Here is a 16826-nt window from a genome sequence, read left to right as displayed (position 1 = left end):
TCGGCCTCCTTTCGCTTTTTAAATTATTTTCCGTTGGCGTCCAACGGTGTCATTGCACGCTTTGAAGTTTGCGTACGAATGGCAGGACGGCTTGTTCTTTCAGCTTCGCTTCGAACATGATGTCTGCATCAATGCCGCCTAGCAGCAAGAGCAGTTCATTGAAATCTTCTTCGGCAATAAGGTTGTGGTGGCGCAAATCGGTAAACCCTTCTTTGCCTGTGCTGATATGGATTTTCGGCGTCCCGAAACCTTCCCATGTCGCTAAAATTTCCGAAAAGTCGACCGGTTGACCGTCGTTATTGCAATTATGGTGGTGGATATCGAAGCATACCGGAACACCAGTCATTTTACTGACGTCGAGCACATCGCGTATCGTGAATGTTTTGTCGTCATTTTCCAAGCGCAGCCGCTTCTTGATGGAGCTGGAAAGGAGTTGCGCATAATTTTCAGCGAACCTTTTCTTGGCGTCCTCTTTATCGCCATAAGCACCGCCCGTATGGAGGATCAAGTCGTTGCCACCCAGCAATTCGATCAGGCGGTCGTGATATTCCAAATCCTGGACTGATTTCTCGACCACCAATTCTTTTGGTGAATTAAGTACGGTATATTGGCCGGGGTGCATTGAAATCCGCATCTTGTACTTATCAACAAGCGCTCTGATTTGTGCGGCTATTTCAAGGAAATCTGGATCTTCCCACCAAATCCAGTCGTTAATCGGGTGAGTCGATAAAGGAATAATAGAGCTGGACGCACGATAAAAATAAATGCCATTCTCCACATTCCAGTTCAAGATTTCCAAAGTGGTCTGCATATTCTGCATCGTCAATTCTTTTATTTTTGCCGATCCTTCCATTTCCACAGTCGCAACGCGCACCGTGCGGAAGACGGTTTTCAATTCAGTATTCATACAAGCATAGCCTAATCTCATGATCGTCAACTCCTTAAATTCCTATACCCGATTTTAGCACGATGCACCCATCAAAACCTTGCCGCGTGTTCGTGTATAATAGAATCATGACTATTAGATTAGGGGGAACAGGCATGCGAGCAGAAATCACACAAAAAGATCAAGGGTACGAGGCAAGATTCGAACGGACATTGCCATTTGATAGTGAACAGGTATGGGAAATGCTGGCGGACAATGAAAAGCTCAATCAATGGTTTTCGGAGTTGGAGATTGCCGATTTGCGCAAAGGCGGGTCGTTAACTTTCGATATGGGGGACGGCAGATCTGAAAGCTTGGCGATTGTTGATTTTGAAGAAGGCAAAGTTCTGGCGTTCAATTGGTGGGAAGATGAAATCCGTTTTGAAGTGTCACCTGGAAATCAGGAGACGAAATTAAAACTGATCGAGTCAATCCGTAAAATCACACCCCAGACAGCAAAGGACCTTGCGGGCTGGCATGTTTGCCTGGATGTAATCGAGTCTCTGTTGAAGGGTGAGGGAATCGACCGGCACGCCGAATGGGAAAAGGAATTCTCGGAATACAAAAGGCTGCTCGACAGTATGACCATCGACTTTGCATAACGGTAACGTTGCTATATAAGTGATGCAATTTTCATTTCAAGTTCAAAAGGAGCCCTTCGCAAATCTGCTAAGGGCTCCTTTTGATGTTCAAGCGTATTCAGGCAGTGTGAAAATAGTTTAAAAGCGGAGAAAGTTTACTCGTTAACAAATGTTATTTCAAAGTTAACAGGACTAAGCAAGCTATTAACATGAATTGGAAGGACGTTACCATGATCTAATCGGGCGTTAACATGAACTGTTTAGAGTTTAAAATGAAGTCGCTGTAATGGTTCCTTTTGAAAGAGTGGAAAAGTGTATGCGTCTCTCCGCGATCCAAGTTCAAGAACATAAATGGAAAAGCCGTTCGCTCAGGCGAACAGCTCCTTCTCGAGCAGTTGCGCATTTCGCCCCGGCGAAATGCAACCATTTGTAAGTATGGGAAGAAGGTTCTTTCGTTAACATGTAGTAATTCGGCTCAACATGATTTAGCTTTTCGTTAACATGAAGTACGAGAGAGTTAACATGAATTAAGAAGAAGTTAACATTAATTGCTTAAAAGTTAACCGGCATTAGCTCAAAACACGTACTTCATTTTTCAATATCGAACTCGAAGCGGTTGTCTTCCTGCAATTTGCCGCTATTGTATACGCGTTCAGCAAAAACGACATGGTCGTCATGGCTGATGAGCACGACGGTGGAAGAGCGGGTGCCGTATTCCGGCGTTTTTATGAACATCGGCGACAGCTTGCGTTCGAGCTCAGAGCCGATTCCCGTGTCCGGCAAATCGCTGTCTACTGATTCTTCTGCGTCCTGCAGAATGTCGAACAAATCGTCGATGTGCACATCTTCGTTGTCCGTCAGGTAGCGTTCGAGATGCATACTGCCTTTTACGACTTTCGGCCAAGGCGTGTCGAGGAAATGGTTGCTAAGGCCATGAATTCCTGGCTCCACTTCGGCGGCTTTCGCTTCCAGGTTGTTGTAATAAAACATTTGGCTGCTGTCACCGGCTAAAATATTAAAACCGGCATAATCTTCCGGGATCAAGTTTTCCAGAAAAAGCCGCACATCCATATCCGTAGACAAGAAGTGCCGCACAATCGAGCCGCGTGAAATTTTATTGGCTTCAGGCGCTGAGGGATCTCGGAAATTTGTCAAAGCAGCAACTCGCCCGGTTTTCGTGACGCCAAGCCAAGTACCCATCTGCATCAGGTCGCGGCCAGCCAATAATTGTGGTTCGTCTTTCCAAAAATGGGCAGATTCTGTCGGGCGTAAGTAAAATTCATCCCGGTTTGCAGCCAACACTAATTTGTATTTCGGATGACCGTTCAATTGGAAATTAATCAAACACATGAAGACAGCCCCTTTTCAGTCTATTGTTAAAGCTATTATAAACAAGCGGCTACGAAGTTGACAGAATAATACATTAGCAATACGGTGCTTGAGCCTGTCCATTGCTATAATAGCAACAACTAGAAATACAGAGGGGGAAGAGTGGTGGCAAGGAATATCACAATTGGAATTATCCCGCCATACGAAGCGATGGCGCAATTAATCGAAGATTTAAAAGAAGCTTATCCAACTATCGAACTTCTTGTGGAAGCGGGTAATCTGGAAGCAGGAGTCCTGGTGGCTAAGCGCATGGAGCGGGAAGGTGCAGATTTGATCATCAGCAGAGGCGGGACGGCGCAAATGATCCGTAATGCATTGGACTTGCCGGTCATCGATATCCGAATTTCAGGCTACGATCTGCTGCGTGCCATTATGCTAGTGAGCGCACCTGGACAAGCAAAGAGCGCATTAGCGGGTTTTCCTTCTGTAACGATGGGGGCAAGTTCGATAGCGGGCTTGCTGGATATGGATATTAAAGTGGCGACGATACAAAAGGCAGAAGAAATCGGTAAAGTATTGGAGGCTCTGAAAAAAGAAGGGGTCAGCCGAGTTCTCGGTGATGTTGTGACGGTGGAAGCCGCGGAGAGGATGGGCATGGAAGGGTTGTTGATCCAGTCAGGCCGTGAGTCCGTGATGGAGGCAATCGAAGAAGCGCGACGCTTAATCACATCATTGGAAAAAAACAGGCGCAAGCAGCGCATCCTGCACACAGTAATTGCCCGCGAAAAATTCGATTTCATGGCGCTGTCAGAAGATGGCCAGGCAATCGAAGCTCAATGGACGTTGTTCAAGGGCCAGCCGATTTCAAATAAAGAACTGGAAGGGATGCGGGTAAAATTACTGAGCAGCAGAATTCCTGTATTGTCCACATCGCATAGGGGGAGATTTTCTTTCACAGTGCAAGCGGAACTCGTTGCCGATCGGGACGGCCCGCTCGTTTATTTCTTTTTTGAACGGCTCGATGCGCGGGAGGCGGAAGCCATGCAGCTTGAACAAATCAACCATCTGCCGCTGCTTGTTGCAGAAAGTGCAGCGATGAGGAATCTGCTATTGGCAGCAGAAGCCCCGGCGTGTACATCTTCACTTTTGCTGCTGGTTGGAAAAGACGGCTTGGCTAAACGGGAACTGGCGCGCTATATACATGCTTTTCATGGCAAAATCGGATTTTTTGCTGAAGCGGGCTCTCGGGATCTTCAGGAAATAGAGATTAGCCGCCTACCAGATTCATTTTCGACCTTGTTTATTGAATTGACCGCTATTCCGGATGAAAAGAAGATGGCCTATTTAACACACATTGCAAAACAGGCGGATGCGAAAAATATACAGTTGATGATTTCCGCCGCTGCATTGACGACAGATATAGCAGAACGCACTGGTTTTGATCAGGCAATCGTGCTTGCGGTTCCAACATTGGCAAATCGTCAGACAGACATTCCGGCTTTGGTCCAAAATTATTTAGAGGAGTTTCATCAAACGCTGGGAACGCAGCCGGTCAAAGTGCAAAAAGATGCATTGGAAAACATTATCCATTCAGTAAAAGACAGCAATTTGGCATCTTTGAAAGCTTATGTGAAAAATCTGGCGTTGATTGAAAAAACATACGTGATTAACAGCAATACATTGCAGAAAACAGCATTCATGCCGATTGGTGACTCTGCTCACGGGCTGATCAGCATCAACGACAACGAGACACTGAAAGAAATTGAGCAGAAAATCATCAACCATGTCTTGAAAGAAGAAAAGCTAAACCAGACCAAAGCAGCCCTTCGCTTAGGAATCAATCGGGCAACATTATGGCGCAAACTCAAATCATGAATCAGCGATTTTGTTGCATTTTTAAACGTTATTTTGCTTAGAGAAGAAAACAGAGTTTTAAATGTTGCAATATTTAGTGTTCGTTTTATAGTAAAAGAAAGACTGGCGGCACAAGCTGCTTGCGGCAAAGGGGTTGGGGATGTGGCAAAAGGGATTGGCATCATTGCAGATGATTTTACCGGAGCCAATGACACGGGCGTGCGGCTTGCGCAGAAAGGGCTTCGGACAAAAGTGCTGCTGACGGATTCAGTAAACGCTTCAAATTTTGGCGATGAAGAAATCGAGGTTTGGATTGTCGATACCGACAGCCGGGCAATGGCTGCAGCTGACGCCTACCAAGCAGTCCACCGGGAAATTATGCGTTTTAAAACGAACGGCATCACTGACTTTTATAAAAAAGTGGATTCAACGTTGCGCGGCCCTGTAGCAGCTGAGTTGCAGGCGATGAAAGATGCCGGCGGAATGGACATGATATGGATCGTTCCCGCTTTTCCGGTAATGGGCAGAACCGTTGAGCAAGGCGTTCTCTACGTAAACGGCGTAAAAATTACGGAAACTGAGTTTGCCAAAGACCCTAAAACACCGGTTTTGAAAAGCTTTATTCCAGATTTATTGGAGGCGGGACCCGCAAAAGCGGCGGTTCTTACACGGGAAGTGCTCTTTAGCGCAGACGCTGCAAAGTGGGTGCAGGAGCAATTTGAACGAGGTGTGGAATGGGTGGTGTGCGATGCGGTCGATGAAGCGGATTTCGCTGAACTGGCAATTTTGGAAAAAGGAGTGGCCTTGACAATCGGCTGGGCTGGATCCGCTGGTATGATCAACCATTTGTATACTGAATTAAGCACAGGTAAAAATAATGGACGGCAACCTATCGGGGCAGAAAAAGTCCTTGTGGCTGCCGGCAGTTTGTCCAGTCAGACAAGTGGACAATTGGCGGAGTTAAAGAAAAGAGAAGGAACGGTTATGGCGGAAGCGGATCCGCTGGAATTATTGCAGAATCCAGCTCAGGCCCTCGCGGGTATGGGGCAACAATTAGCTCGGGATGGATGGGACGCTGCGGTGATTTATGTGGATGGTTCCGAAGAAAACCGCGAAAGGGTCAAGAAATGGTCAGCCAGCAATGGATGGTCAGCCGCTGCATGCGGAAAAGGGATTGCGGAAGGGCTTGGCTTACTGGCGGAAGCTGCTCTGCAACAATCCGCTTTCGACGCCATCATTATGACGGGCGGAGACACTGCGAAGGCGATTTGCAATAATTTGGGCATCCACGACATGGAATTGAAGTTTGAAGTAGAGCCAGGATTGCCGCTTGGGATCGTGGACTGGAAAAACAAAAAGATGGCGGCGATTACAAAAGCAGGGGGTTTTGGCACTAGCCATTCACTGGTCGATGCCGTCGATTATCTGAGAGGAGCGGGATTACATGCAAAATTATAGGCCGATTATTGGAATTACAATGGGGGACGCGGCAGGCGTCGGACCGGAAATCATTTTAAAAAGCTTCGAACATGAGCTTGTCCATGAAACTAGCCGTTCGTTTGTGATCGGGGATGCTTCAATTCTGGAGCGCGCAAAAAAATTTACGGGCAGCACAAAAGAGATTCGCCGCATCAATCACCCGCGAGAAGCGCAATTCGATCCAGCTGTAATCGATTGTTTGGATCTCGCTCTTTTACCAGATACGCTGCCAATCGGGGAAGTGTCTGCGGAAGCCGGTAATGCAGCATTTCAATATTTGGCCAAAGCAATCGGTTTGGCCAATGACAAAGAGATTGATGCTATCTGCACCGCCCCACTGAATAAAGAGGCCTTGCAAAAAGGGGGCCATCTTTATCCTGGGCATACAGAAATACTGGCTGAACTGACCGGTACCAAGGATTATTCAATGATGCTTTCGGCTCCAAATTTAAAAGTAATCCATGTCACCACTCATGTAGGCATCATTGATGCGATCAATATGATCACGCCTGAACGTGTTCTGCACGTCATTCAACTGGCACACGAGACTTTATCCAAAGCGGGTATAGCTTCTCCGAAGATTGCGGTATGCGGCATCAATCCCCATGCCGGGGAAAATGGTTTGTTCGGTTACGGCGAAGAAGCGGACAAAATCGTTCCGGCAGTGGAGAAAGCACAAGCAGAAGGAATTGATGTGCAAGGGCCGCTGCCAGCGGATACATTATTTTTCCGCGCGGTGCGCGGTGATTTTGATATCGTTGTTGCCATGTACCATGACCAGGGCCACGGTCCGGTCAAAGTGCTGGGCCTGGAGTCGGGCGTCAACATTACTGTTGGCCTGCCCATTATCCGGACAAGTGTGGACCACGGCACCGCTTTTGATATTGCGGGCACAGGCAAGGCAGATGAAAAAAGCTTAGTGGAAGCATTACGCCAAGCTGTCGAACTCGCACCTAAAAAATAATGGACAAAAAAATCCAGTCGCATTTCACACATGCGGCTGGATTTTTTATTATGGGCTTATTTCCAGTTGCTCTTTGAAAACCGACTGCACCTCAGCAAGTTCTTCTTCATCCATCATGTAATACCAGATGCCACCGATTGTTTCACCGTATCCCTGTTCAAAATAAAGCTGTTCCAGGTCGTTTGTGGCACTGCGGTAATTATTTTGGACATCAATCATTTCGTTGAAGCCCATATTGGTTTTTACGTTATTGCCTAACGCGTTGAAAATTTTTGGGTAATTGAAAAGCGCTTTAGCAGAAACGGCTTTGGTCATTATGCTCTGGATAACTTGTTTTTGGCGGTTCTGGCGGCCAAAGTCCCCATCCGGATCGTTGTAGCGCATCCGTACGTAATCCAATGCTTGTGTGCCGTTCAAAGTCAGTTCGCCTGAGGGGAAATCGTCAAAGGCAAAAGAGTTGTCGACCTTTACGCCATCCAATGCGTCGACGATGTCCTCGAATCCTTCCATATTAAGCTGGACGACATAGTCGATGGGAATGTCCAACAGGTTTTCTGCGGAATCCATCGACATTTCAATGCCGCCAAAAGCATACGCGTGATTGATCTTATCAGACATATTGAGTCCGACAATCTCGGTATAAGTGTCACGTGGAATGCTGATCATCTTGGTGGATTCCTTTTCCGGGTTGATGGCAACAACAACCATCGTATCCGAGCGGCCTTTATCGCCCGCACGCTCATCCACACCGAGCAGCAGGACGGAAATTGGATCCTTATCCTCCAAGACGACTTTCTCTTGCCGTTTAGGGGATGCTTCCCTGACCAGTGGTTCATGGATTTCATCCAATGTACTAGTTGCTTTCGGAAATAGGACCAGTAAGTATAGTGCACCTACGAGAATGGAAATCTTTACAAAAATACCGAACCAATTCTTCTTCTTTTTCGGAAGGGTTGAAGATTTCTTCTGGAACATCGCTATCACCTCTTCTGGGGCATTAAATGCCCGATTCAAATTTCATGCGACAAATGAACCTAGAGTGTCCTTTTTTATAGAATAATCGCAAGTAGGTTCTGGGTCAATAGTTTTATTTGAATTTTCAGATAAAAAAATGTTTTCTTTTTCCAAGTATAATGGTATTATTCTATCAATTGATAATGATACTTATGGTTCATAAATGGCGAATCTTAATAATTTAAATATTCAAAATAAATTATACAAGTTAGAATTTAGGTAAGGGTTTAAGTAATAATTTATGACTGTTACTGTTTTTTTGATTTGATAATGATTATCTTAAACGAATTCTAGAAAAACAGAGGTGCATGATTATGTCCCGACTTTACCGGAATGTTTCTATAACCGTGAAAATAGTATTTATCCTTATTATATTGCTGGTTTTTATAACGGCCAAAAGCCCGGAAGGCGGATTAGAAGAAAGCGGCGAAACGCTGATGTTGACTGATTCAATGGATAAGATCCGATTGGACAGTGAAATGTCCATTTTAGAAGATGGTTCAGGCAGTTTGACGATGGAAGAGGTTTCACAGCCGATTTTAAGCATGCAGTTCATGCCGAATATAGAAGGAACACTGAATGAGGGATATACAGACAGTGCTTATTGGATCAGGTTCGATCTGCAGAATACGTCAGCGAACAAGAAGTGGCTGTTGGAAGTCGCTTCTTCGACATTGGACGATGTCACATTGTATATGCCCGCACCCGGGGGCGGATTCGAAGCGAAGGAAAGCGGCCGGTCTGTGCCAGTCGGCGAGCGCGAATACTACCACCGGAATCTCGTTTTCAACCTTGATATGGAGGAAGGCGCTGCAGGGACCTTTTATCTCCATGCAAAATCTGACGGACCGATGCAAATTCCTGTGACAGTCTGGGAAGAAAAGGCTTTTGAAGCGGAAACAAGAGCGACTACAGCATTGATCGGTGTAGGGTCAGGAATCGCCATCGTCATCACAGCCTATCATCTACTCCAATTCGTACAGCTCAGACAATTAAGTTTTTTATATTTCGCGCTCTTGTCAATGTCGATTTTATTCGCGATTTCCTCGCTCACAGGTTTGACGCTGGCATTTATCTGGCCAGATATGATTTGGTGGAACGAACGCTCGATCCTTTTTTTCATTGGCTTGAGCACCATCTTCATGCTGTTATTCACTGAAAGTTTTCTGGATATCCGGCGGCATTTGCCTTGGCTTGAAAAAGTGTTCAAGGGACTAATTGCTGCTGACTTGATCTTGCTGTTCATCTTGTTGTTGAACTTAGATGCTATTCGCCTCTTTTTGCCGCTGCTGCTTGTCGCCAGTTCCATCGCAGTTTTCGTCATCTCGGTAATATGTCTGGAAAAAGATATCCTTTATGCCAGGTATTACACTGTCGGCGCATTCTTGATGATGTTCGGCATCACGGTTTCGTTCCTGGTTATGAATGGTTATATGCTTTTCACTCTCAGAACGCGCCATGGTGGTTATCTAGCAGTAGGGCTGGGAATTCTGTTAGCCGCACTCGCGTTGAATGATAAAGCGGCAGTTAAGAGGTTGGAGAAACAGGAGCTTGAACGCAAGGCTGTTGAGCGGCAGCGCATGGCAATGGAATCTTTGAAGCATGCCAATGAGCGCAAAGATGAGTTGCTTGCGATGACATCCCATAATTTAAGAACACCGTTGTACGGCATTATCGGCATTGCCGAGTCGTTGCAGGAAATGGCATATGGACGCATTCCGCAAAATGCGAACCAGCAGCTCGGAACCATTGTTACAAGCGGGAAGAAATTGGCGCATATGATCAACGATATTTTGGATTTTTCCAAGCTTAAACAGAATGCGCTCGATGTTCATGTCGAACCGGTGAAACTGCTTGATTTGGCTGAAACAGTGCTTACAGTGTGCCGGCCATTGCTTAAAGACAAAGACGTTTCCTTGTACCACACGATTCCGGAAGATCTTCCGGAGGTTATTGCTGATCCGGACAGGGTGCAGCAGGTTCTTTTCAATCTGCTGGACAACTCCATCAAATACACAGTCTCGGGCGAAATTGTCATTACTGCTAATCAAATCGGCAAACAGATTCAAATTTCCGTACGGGATACCGGTATCGGCATCAAAGAAGAAGAGATTCCGACTTTATTCGAACCGTTTCCATTGAAGCCGGAATCGGATGTCGACGGGATCCGGGATACAGGTATCGGCATCGGTTTGAACATCTCCAAACGGCTCGTCGAATTGCAAGGCGGCTGGCTGGAAGTGGAATCGAAAGCTGGAAAAGGGTCGACGTTCAGCTTTACGCTGCCTATCTATATGAAAGAAGAATTGACCGAACCGCAGGAAGCCGAGAAAGTTAAAATCGAAGAATTGTCCACTGCAGAGCTTACGCAATCCCTTAGCCAGCGTAGACGGGAACAAAAACAGATCCGTATTCTGGTTGTCGACCATATCGATGTCAATCGGCAGATGGTGACCTACCATCTGATGCGGGAAGGGTTTGAAGTGACCGGGGTTTCCGAAGGAAAAGAAGCGCTCAAACTTCTCGGCGAACAGCCGATCGATCTTGTCATTCTTGAATGGGCGCTGGCAGATATGACCGGAGACGAATTATGCCGCAGCATCCGAAAAGAATTCACGTTAACGGAACTGCCGATCCTGATGATGTCGGAAGAAGAAGGGATGCGCCATAAGACAAACGCTTTCACCGCAGGCGCCAATGATTATTTGGTGAAGCCGTGCGATAAGGAAGAATTCCTGCTGCGCGTCGAAACTCTGGCCAATTTGAGAAGCTTGACGCAGGAAATCACGAACGTCAATTATTTCCTGGAGCGCAACATCAAAGAACGTACGATGGCTCTGGAAATCACCAATATGAACTTGGTGACTGTAAACGATGAAATCCAGGAAATCGAGAAATCCAGAAACGAAATGCTATCGACGATCTCTCACGAATTGGGGACGCCGATTACACTGATTCACAGCTATATTCAGGCAGTCAAAGAAAGCCTCATCGACGAGAAAAATCCGAGATACCTGGACATGATCCATAACAAACTGCTGTTGTTGGAACGCCTGACAGAAGATTTAACCGAGCTGTCAAAATACAAATCCGGCAATATGACGCTGCGCTTTGAAGAAGTGAAGCTGAGCCAGTGGCTGAACCGCTTGACCACCGGCATGGAATCCGATGTCACTCAAAGCGGAAGGAAATTCGAACACAGTGCAAGAGGACGCAATCCGCTCGAAGATCAGTTTATCCTGTCAATTGACGTCGACAGAATCGACCAAGTGTTTTCCAATGTCCTATGGAATGCAGTAAAGCATACTTCGTCAGAGGATGGGAAAATCACGATTTCAACCGAAGTCTACGCAAGTGGCACGGAAGGGGCAGTGCTTGACCTGGAGGAATTTGAGGGCGAAGTCATCATAAAAGTGGCGGACACCGGAAGCGGGATCGACCAGGAAGTATTGCCGCATATTTTCGATCGATTCTTTAAAATGGAGAAATCGGAACATTACAAAGGAAGCGGCTTGGGCCTCGCCATTGCAAAAGAAATCATCCTTTCCCATAAAGGGGAAATTTGGGCTGAAAGCGAACCGGGCAAGGGAAGCGTGTTCTATATTGCTTTGCCACTGAGTTTTTAAAAACGATAGGAGGTGTTTGCCATGAACGAAGCTACTGTAATGGTCGTTGAAGATGAAGAAGGAATCCGCGAACTCATGCGGTTGTTCCTGATTAAAAAAGGCTACCGCGTCATAGATGCTGAAGATGGCTATGAAGCAATGGATAAATTGGCGAAGGAAAACCCTGACATTATTTTGCTCGACATCGAAATGCCGGGGATGAATGGCCTGGAAGTCTGTGAACAAATCCGACTGCAGACGAAAATGCCAATTTTATTTGTCAGCTACCGCAAAGAACTTTCCTATAAGATCAATGGCCTCGAAGCGGGAGGGGACGATTATATAACCAAGCCTTTCGACTTCAATGAACTTGAAGCCCGCATCCGTGCCATCCTCCGGAGAAACGGCTGGAAAAACGGCGACGAAGATAAATTGGCCATTTTGGAATTCGGGGACATGAAAATCCACATCGACGCAAGGGAACTTTACGTTAACGACGAGCAGGTCCGGCTTTATCATAAGGAATTCCAATTGCTTCTCCTGTTGGCCCAAAACCCGAACCGCGTGTGGACGGCAGAACAATTATACGACCGGATTTGGGGCTATTATTCCGAAGGGGATATCCAGACCGTCAAAGTCCATATCAGCAACCTACGGAGGAAAGTGGAGAAAGATCCCGCTAATCCGGTGCATATCCGGACCGTCAGAGGCTTCGGCTATAAGTTCACAACAGAATAATATCAACCAGCAACAGCTCCGCCATCCCGGCGGGGCTGTTTTTGTTTTGCGGGATTAACATAGTCCTTTTCATTTCGCTCCAGGCGGACGCTTTCCGCTTCACTCAAAATTGTCTCTTGATACGAATCAAATTCTTTTATCAAAGAATACGAAAGATACACTTTCTGCAGTTTCTTTCAGTTCTCCAGATATGCAGCAAAACAGCTTCGACTCCTAAGGGAACAGTGAAGCGATGAAGTGCCTAAATCCACTCATGCGTCAGCACGAGTTAGTTTGGTGCGAGCCCGCAGCAAAGAATTGGCCGAACTACCTTCGGCCAATTCTTTGCGACGAAGCTATTGCAGCGATGCAGGAGAATACGTTTTAGCGGGACTATTTTGCGAAATATCAGCTCTTTTATTAGATTAAAATTTATATCAATTAAGCTTAATTTAAAATATTTTAATAATTAAATCTATTTAACTTTGTTTTAACCTTGCCTCTTTAGTATTAGGTCAAATGATTGAGAATAAAGGAGGAAAAGAAAATGGTTGAAAACAATTTTAAAATCACAGACGATCGGCAGCTTGGCAATTTCGATAGTCAAACTGTATTCAAACGCCCCGAAGCGCTAAGAGCTTCCGGCCCCACTGGGACCGTCATCGGGCTGACCGAGAATCATGCCGGATCGCTGGCTTATCTATTCGGTTTTGTATCCGGGTTCCTGCTTCTTATCGTCGAAAGGGAAAATCGCTTCGTACGCTTTCATGCGCTGCAGTCGATTTTGCTTTCAATCGCATTCGTTACTGTATTCACCGTCCTTGGGATGCTTCCAGTCATCGGCTGGTTATCAGGAGTGATCTTAATGCCTATCGGTTTAGTGCTTTGGATCATCCTTATGTTAAACGCCTCTAACGGCAAATATTCAAAAGTCTTCTACATTGGACAATTTGCTGAAAAGCATTTGCGTTAAAAGCATCACAAAATTCATTGGAAACAGAGGTGTCAGGAAATGGAGAGTACATTCAACGTCAAAGAATTTTTAAAGGCTTTACGCAAGCGGCTTCCACTGATCATTATGGTGACTTTGCTATTCGTTGCGTTAAGCGGGGTTGTCAGCTACACCATGATGAAGCCGATTTATCAGGCTTCGACGCAAATTCTGGTCAACCAGAATACGACGGCGGCGCAGCCATTCGATACGCAGGACATTGATGCAAATATCCAGTTGATCAGCACGTACAATGTCATCATCAAAAGCCCAATCATTTTATCGGCTGTCATTAAAGAACTTGGCTTGAACGAGACGGTCGCAGAACTGAACGAACGCATTACGGTATCAAATATTGAAAATTCACAGGTAGTGACGTTGGATGTGGAAGACGCCTCGATGGAAAAAGCGGTCCTTATCGCTAATACGACGGCATCCGTATTCCAGGCTGAAATCAAAAACTTGATGAAAGTCGACAACGTTAATATTCTGGCGCCAGCGATTGTACCGATTGAGCCCGAACCGGTTAAACCGGATCCGCTATTCAATATGGGTGTCGGGGCAATCATCGGCCTTATGCTTGGAACAGGGCTTGCAATTTTGCTCGATCAGATGAACACAACAATCCGTACTGAGGAAGACATCGAAGCGATAGTCGGCCTTAACGTACTGGGCATCGTCAGCCGCACTGAAGGCGGCAAGGAAAAACGCAGATCTTCGACATTAAAAGATAAGAAGGAGTTGTTGGTAGATGTGGACAGCGAAAAAATCAAATCGATCGGTGGGACGAAAATTGGTGGTTCGTACTAACCCCCAATCCATTACTACTGAACAATACCGTACGATTCGGACAAACATCAATTTCTCTATGCCAGGCCCTGATACACAGACAATCCTATTTACATCAGCAGCGAAAGAGGAAGGGAAATCGACGACTTCCTGCAATATGGCAATTGTGTTTGCCGAAGCCGGAAAACGTGTGCTGCTGGTCGATGCGGATATGAGACGCCCGACATTGCACCATACCTTCCAGCAAAGCAATAAAGTCGGCCTGTCGAATCTTCTGCTGAAAAAAGGCAGGCTCCAGGATAGCGTGAAACGGAGCGGTGTGGTGGGCCTTGATTTGCTGCTATGCGGCCAGATTCCGCCAAATCCGGCTGAACTTCTCAGCTCTCCGGCTCTTGACTCGCTGATTGAAGAGATGAAAGAAAAATATGATTTGATCATTTTCGACTCGCCGCCGCTGTTGTCGGTTACCGATTCGAAAATCCTGGCGAATAAATGCGACGCCACAGTATTGGTTGTCAATACCGGCAGATCCGAGAAGGAAAGCGTCATTAAAGCAAGGGACGCGCTGGTAACTTCTAAAGCCTTCATCATGGGTGTGGTCATGAATAATTATGAAATCAGCAAAGATACTTATTATTACCAAGGTTACGGAGACGAATAGCAACATTAAAAAACAGAGATGAGATGGGGTAATTCAATTGACGATTAAGAAAAGATACCTGTCGTTATTCTTCATCGATTCGTTGATTATTATTTCTTCTATCTATGCCTGTTATTTATTCTTATATCCGTATGCCAGCGTGTTGACCAATGAAATGCTTTTCATCAGCACGATAGCGCTGTTCATCGCTTGGCACTCATTTGCCTGGCATTACGGGCTGTACCGGAAAATTTGGGCCTATGCTTCAATCGATGAACTCAAGTCGATTGTCATGGCAGTAACGTTCACCATTCTTGTAGCAGCCGTCATGCAATACACGTATTCTACACAATTATATGTGAGAACGCTGATGCTTTCTTGGCTGCTGCTGGTTTTCTTTTTCGGAGCTTCGCGGCTTTCGCTGCGGTTGATCCAGGAACAGGCGATCAGGCGTAAAGCGGTATTAACTAGTCGAACAATGGTCATCGGTGCAGGCCAGGCAGGAAGAATGATAGCAAGGCATATGAAGGATAATCCGGAATGGGGAAGAAATCCCGTGATCTTTGTGGATGATGACAAGAAAAAATGGGGGCTCGAGATGCTGGGCATCGAAGTTGTCGGCGCGCTCGACAATATCCCGGCCTATGTCGTAGACCACCGCATCGATCAAATAGTCATCGCAATTCCTTCATTATCTAAAAAAGCGATGGCGGAACTGACAAAAAAATGTTTGGATACTGGCGCAAAAACACAGACTATCCCGAGAATTGAAGATTTGATGACCGGAAAAATCCAAGTCAGCGATATCCGTGATGTGAAAATCGAGGATTTGCTCGGCCGCGAGGAAGTCAAGCTGGATATGCAAGCAATCAATGACCAGCTTAGCGGCAAGTCAATCATGGTAACAGGCGCAGGCGGGTCGATCGGTTCTGAAATCTGCCGGCAAATCGCAAAATTCAATCCCGCAGAAATCCTGCTTTTGGGGCATGGTGAGAATTCCATCTATACCATCGATATGGAGCTGCGGGCAAAAGTGCCGAAAACGACGAAAATTGTTCCAATCATCGCGGATGTGCAGGACAGGGAACGGATATTCCACGTCATCAAGACCCTTGAGCCGGATCTCATCTATCATGCTGCAGCTCATAAACATGTACCGCTGATGGAAGCGAACCCTCTGGAAGCGGTCAAGAACAATATATTCGGCACCAAAAACGTGGCAGAGGCAGCTGACAAGTTCGGCGTAGGCAGTTTTGTCATGATTTCCACAGACAAGGCCGTCAATCCTCCGAATATTATGGGGGCAACGAAACGCTTTGCGGAAATGATCGTACAGAACTTGGCCGTCAACAGCAATACCACCTTTGCGGCAGTTCGCTTCGGCAATGTTCTAGGTTCCCGCGGCAGTGTAGTACCGCTCTTTAAGCAGCAGATTGCAGCAGGCGGGCCGATCACGGTAACGGATGAAAATATGACGCGGTATTTCATGACGATTCCGGAAGCTTCCAGGCTGGTGATCCAAGCGGGACTGCTCGCTTCTGGCGGTGAGGTCTTCGTTCTGGATATGGGCGAACCGGTGAAAATCGTCGATCTTGCGCGGAACTTGATCAAACTTTCCGGTTTCGAAGAAAATGACATTAAAATCCAATTTTCCGGCATGCGCCCAGGAGAAAAATTATACGAAGAATTGCTTGATGAAAGTGAAATACAGACAGATAAGATTTTCCCGAAAATCTATATCGGCAAGGCGACTCCAATCAGCCAAGTCGAGATGAGCCGCGTCCTGAAACAGCTTCCGGATTTAGGTCCTGAGGAAACGAAGGAAATCCTGCTGAAACTCGCTAACCGCAAGCGGCCGGAAAATGGCCAGCCGCCTGAATGGCAAGATCAATGGAAAGCTAAAGCAGCGGGCAAGTTCGCATAGGTTTTTGAGAAACC

General features: G+C 46.2%; 13 protein-coding genes. 10 read left to right on the top strand and 3 right to left on the bottom strand.

Annotated features, from left to right (window positions below; genetic code table 11):
• Nucleotides 1-49 precede the first annotated feature (49 nt).
• Nucleotides 50-928 (bottom strand): UV DNA damage repair endonuclease UvsE, encoded by an 879-nt coding sequence (gene uvsE, locus AC4EHJ_RS06465; RefSeq protein WP_490974744.1) that lies wholly within the window; start codon nt 926-928, stop codon nt 50-52.
• Between the two features lie 113 nt (nt 929-1041).
• Here uvsE and AC4EHJ_RS06460 point away from each other — a divergent pair, with 113 nt between their 5' ends.
• Nucleotides 1042-1527 (top strand): SRPBCC family protein, encoded by a 486-nt coding sequence (locus AC4EHJ_RS06460; RefSeq protein ID WP_490974743.1) that lies wholly within the window; start codon nt 1042-1044, stop codon nt 1525-1527.
• 567 nt (nt 1528-2094) lie between these two features.
• Here the strand turns inward: AC4EHJ_RS06460 and AC4EHJ_RS06455 are convergent.
• Nucleotides 2095-2856 (bottom strand): NRDE family protein, encoded by a 762-nt coding sequence (locus tag AC4EHJ_RS06455; protein WP_490974742.1) that lies wholly within the window; start codon nt 2854-2856, stop codon nt 2095-2097.
• A 144-nt stretch (nt 2857-3000) separates the two neighbouring features.
• Between AC4EHJ_RS06455 and AC4EHJ_RS06450 the strand changes: the two genes are divergently transcribed.
• The 3 genes from AC4EHJ_RS06450 to pdxA all read left to right on the top strand — a co-directional run bounded on the left by AC4EHJ_RS06450 (nt 3001) and on the right by pdxA (nt 7132).
• The gene (locus AC4EHJ_RS06450) at nt 3001-4710 is read left to right on the top strand and encodes a sigma-54-dependent transcriptional regulator (RefSeq protein ID WP_490974741.1); all 1710 of its coding nucleotides are present in this window, start codon (nt 3001-3003) and stop codon (nt 4708-4710) included.
• Nucleotides 4711-4851: 141 nt separating this feature from the next.
• The gene (locus AC4EHJ_RS06445) at nt 4852-6147 is read left to right on the top strand and encodes a four-carbon acid sugar kinase family protein (RefSeq protein ID WP_490974740.1); all 1296 of its coding nucleotides are present in this window, start codon (nt 4852-4854) and stop codon (nt 6145-6147) included.
• Entirely contained in the window at nt 6134-7132 is a 999-nt protein-coding gene (gene pdxA, locus AC4EHJ_RS06440) for a 4-hydroxythreonine-4-phosphate dehydrogenase PdxA (protein WP_490974739.1), read from the top strand. The genes AC4EHJ_RS06445 and pdxA overlap by 14 nt, the downstream gene beginning before the upstream one ends.
• Before the next feature lie 48 nt (nt 7133-7180).
• Here pdxA and AC4EHJ_RS06435 read toward each other — a convergent pair whose 3' ends face one another.
• Nucleotides 7181-8107, bottom strand: coding sequence for an LCP family glycopolymer transferase (locus tag AC4EHJ_RS06435; RefSeq protein ID WP_490974738.1), 927 nt, complete (start codon nt 8105-8107; stop codon nt 7181-7183).
• Between the two features lie 353 nt (nt 8108-8460).
• On the opposite strand from AC4EHJ_RS06435, the gene AC4EHJ_RS06430 reads away from it, so the two are divergent.
• The 6 genes from AC4EHJ_RS06430 (at nt 8461) to AC4EHJ_RS06405 (ending at nt 16812) form a co-directional block, all read left to right on the top strand.
• Nucleotides 8461-11772, top strand: coding sequence for an ATP-binding protein (locus AC4EHJ_RS06430; protein WP_490974737.1), 3312 nt, complete (start codon nt 8461-8463; stop codon nt 11770-11772).
• Nucleotides 11773-11793: 21 nt separating this feature from the next.
• Complete coding sequence (locus AC4EHJ_RS06425) at nt 11794-12489, top strand: response regulator transcription factor (protein WP_490974736.1); 696 nt, start codon at nt 11794-11796, stop codon at nt 12487-12489.
• A 526-nt stretch (nt 12490-13015) separates the two neighbouring features.
• Nucleotides 13016-13441 (top strand): DUF4870 domain-containing protein, encoded by a 426-nt coding sequence (locus AC4EHJ_RS06420; RefSeq protein ID WP_490974735.1) that lies wholly within the window; start codon nt 13016-13018, stop codon nt 13439-13441.
• 39 nt (nt 13442-13480) lie between these two features.
• Nucleotides 13481-14269: a YveK family protein gene (locus tag AC4EHJ_RS06415; RefSeq protein ID WP_490974734.1), complete on the top strand. Its 789-nt coding sequence runs from the start codon at nt 13481-13483 to the stop codon at nt 14267-14269.
• A complete protein-coding gene (locus AC4EHJ_RS06410) occupies nt 14256-14909 on the top strand; it encodes a CpsD/CapB family tyrosine-protein kinase (RefSeq protein WP_490974733.1) in 654 nt (217 codons plus the stop codon). Before AC4EHJ_RS06415 ends, AC4EHJ_RS06410 begins: the two co-directional genes overlap by 14 nt.
• A 37-nt stretch (nt 14910-14946) precedes the next feature.
• Nucleotides 14947-16812 carry a polysaccharide biosynthesis protein gene (locus tag AC4EHJ_RS06405; RefSeq protein WP_490974732.1) on the top strand — a complete coding sequence of 622 codons (1866 nt, stop codon included), beginning with the start codon at nt 14947-14949 and terminating at the stop codon, nt 16810-16812.
• Nucleotides 16813-16826 lie beyond the last annotated feature (14 nt).

It is taken from the genome of Planococcus sp. TJ-301 (assembly GCF_058268475.1).
Note: the sequence above shows the minus strand (reverse complement) of the source record. Positions and strands in the feature narration are given on the sequence as shown.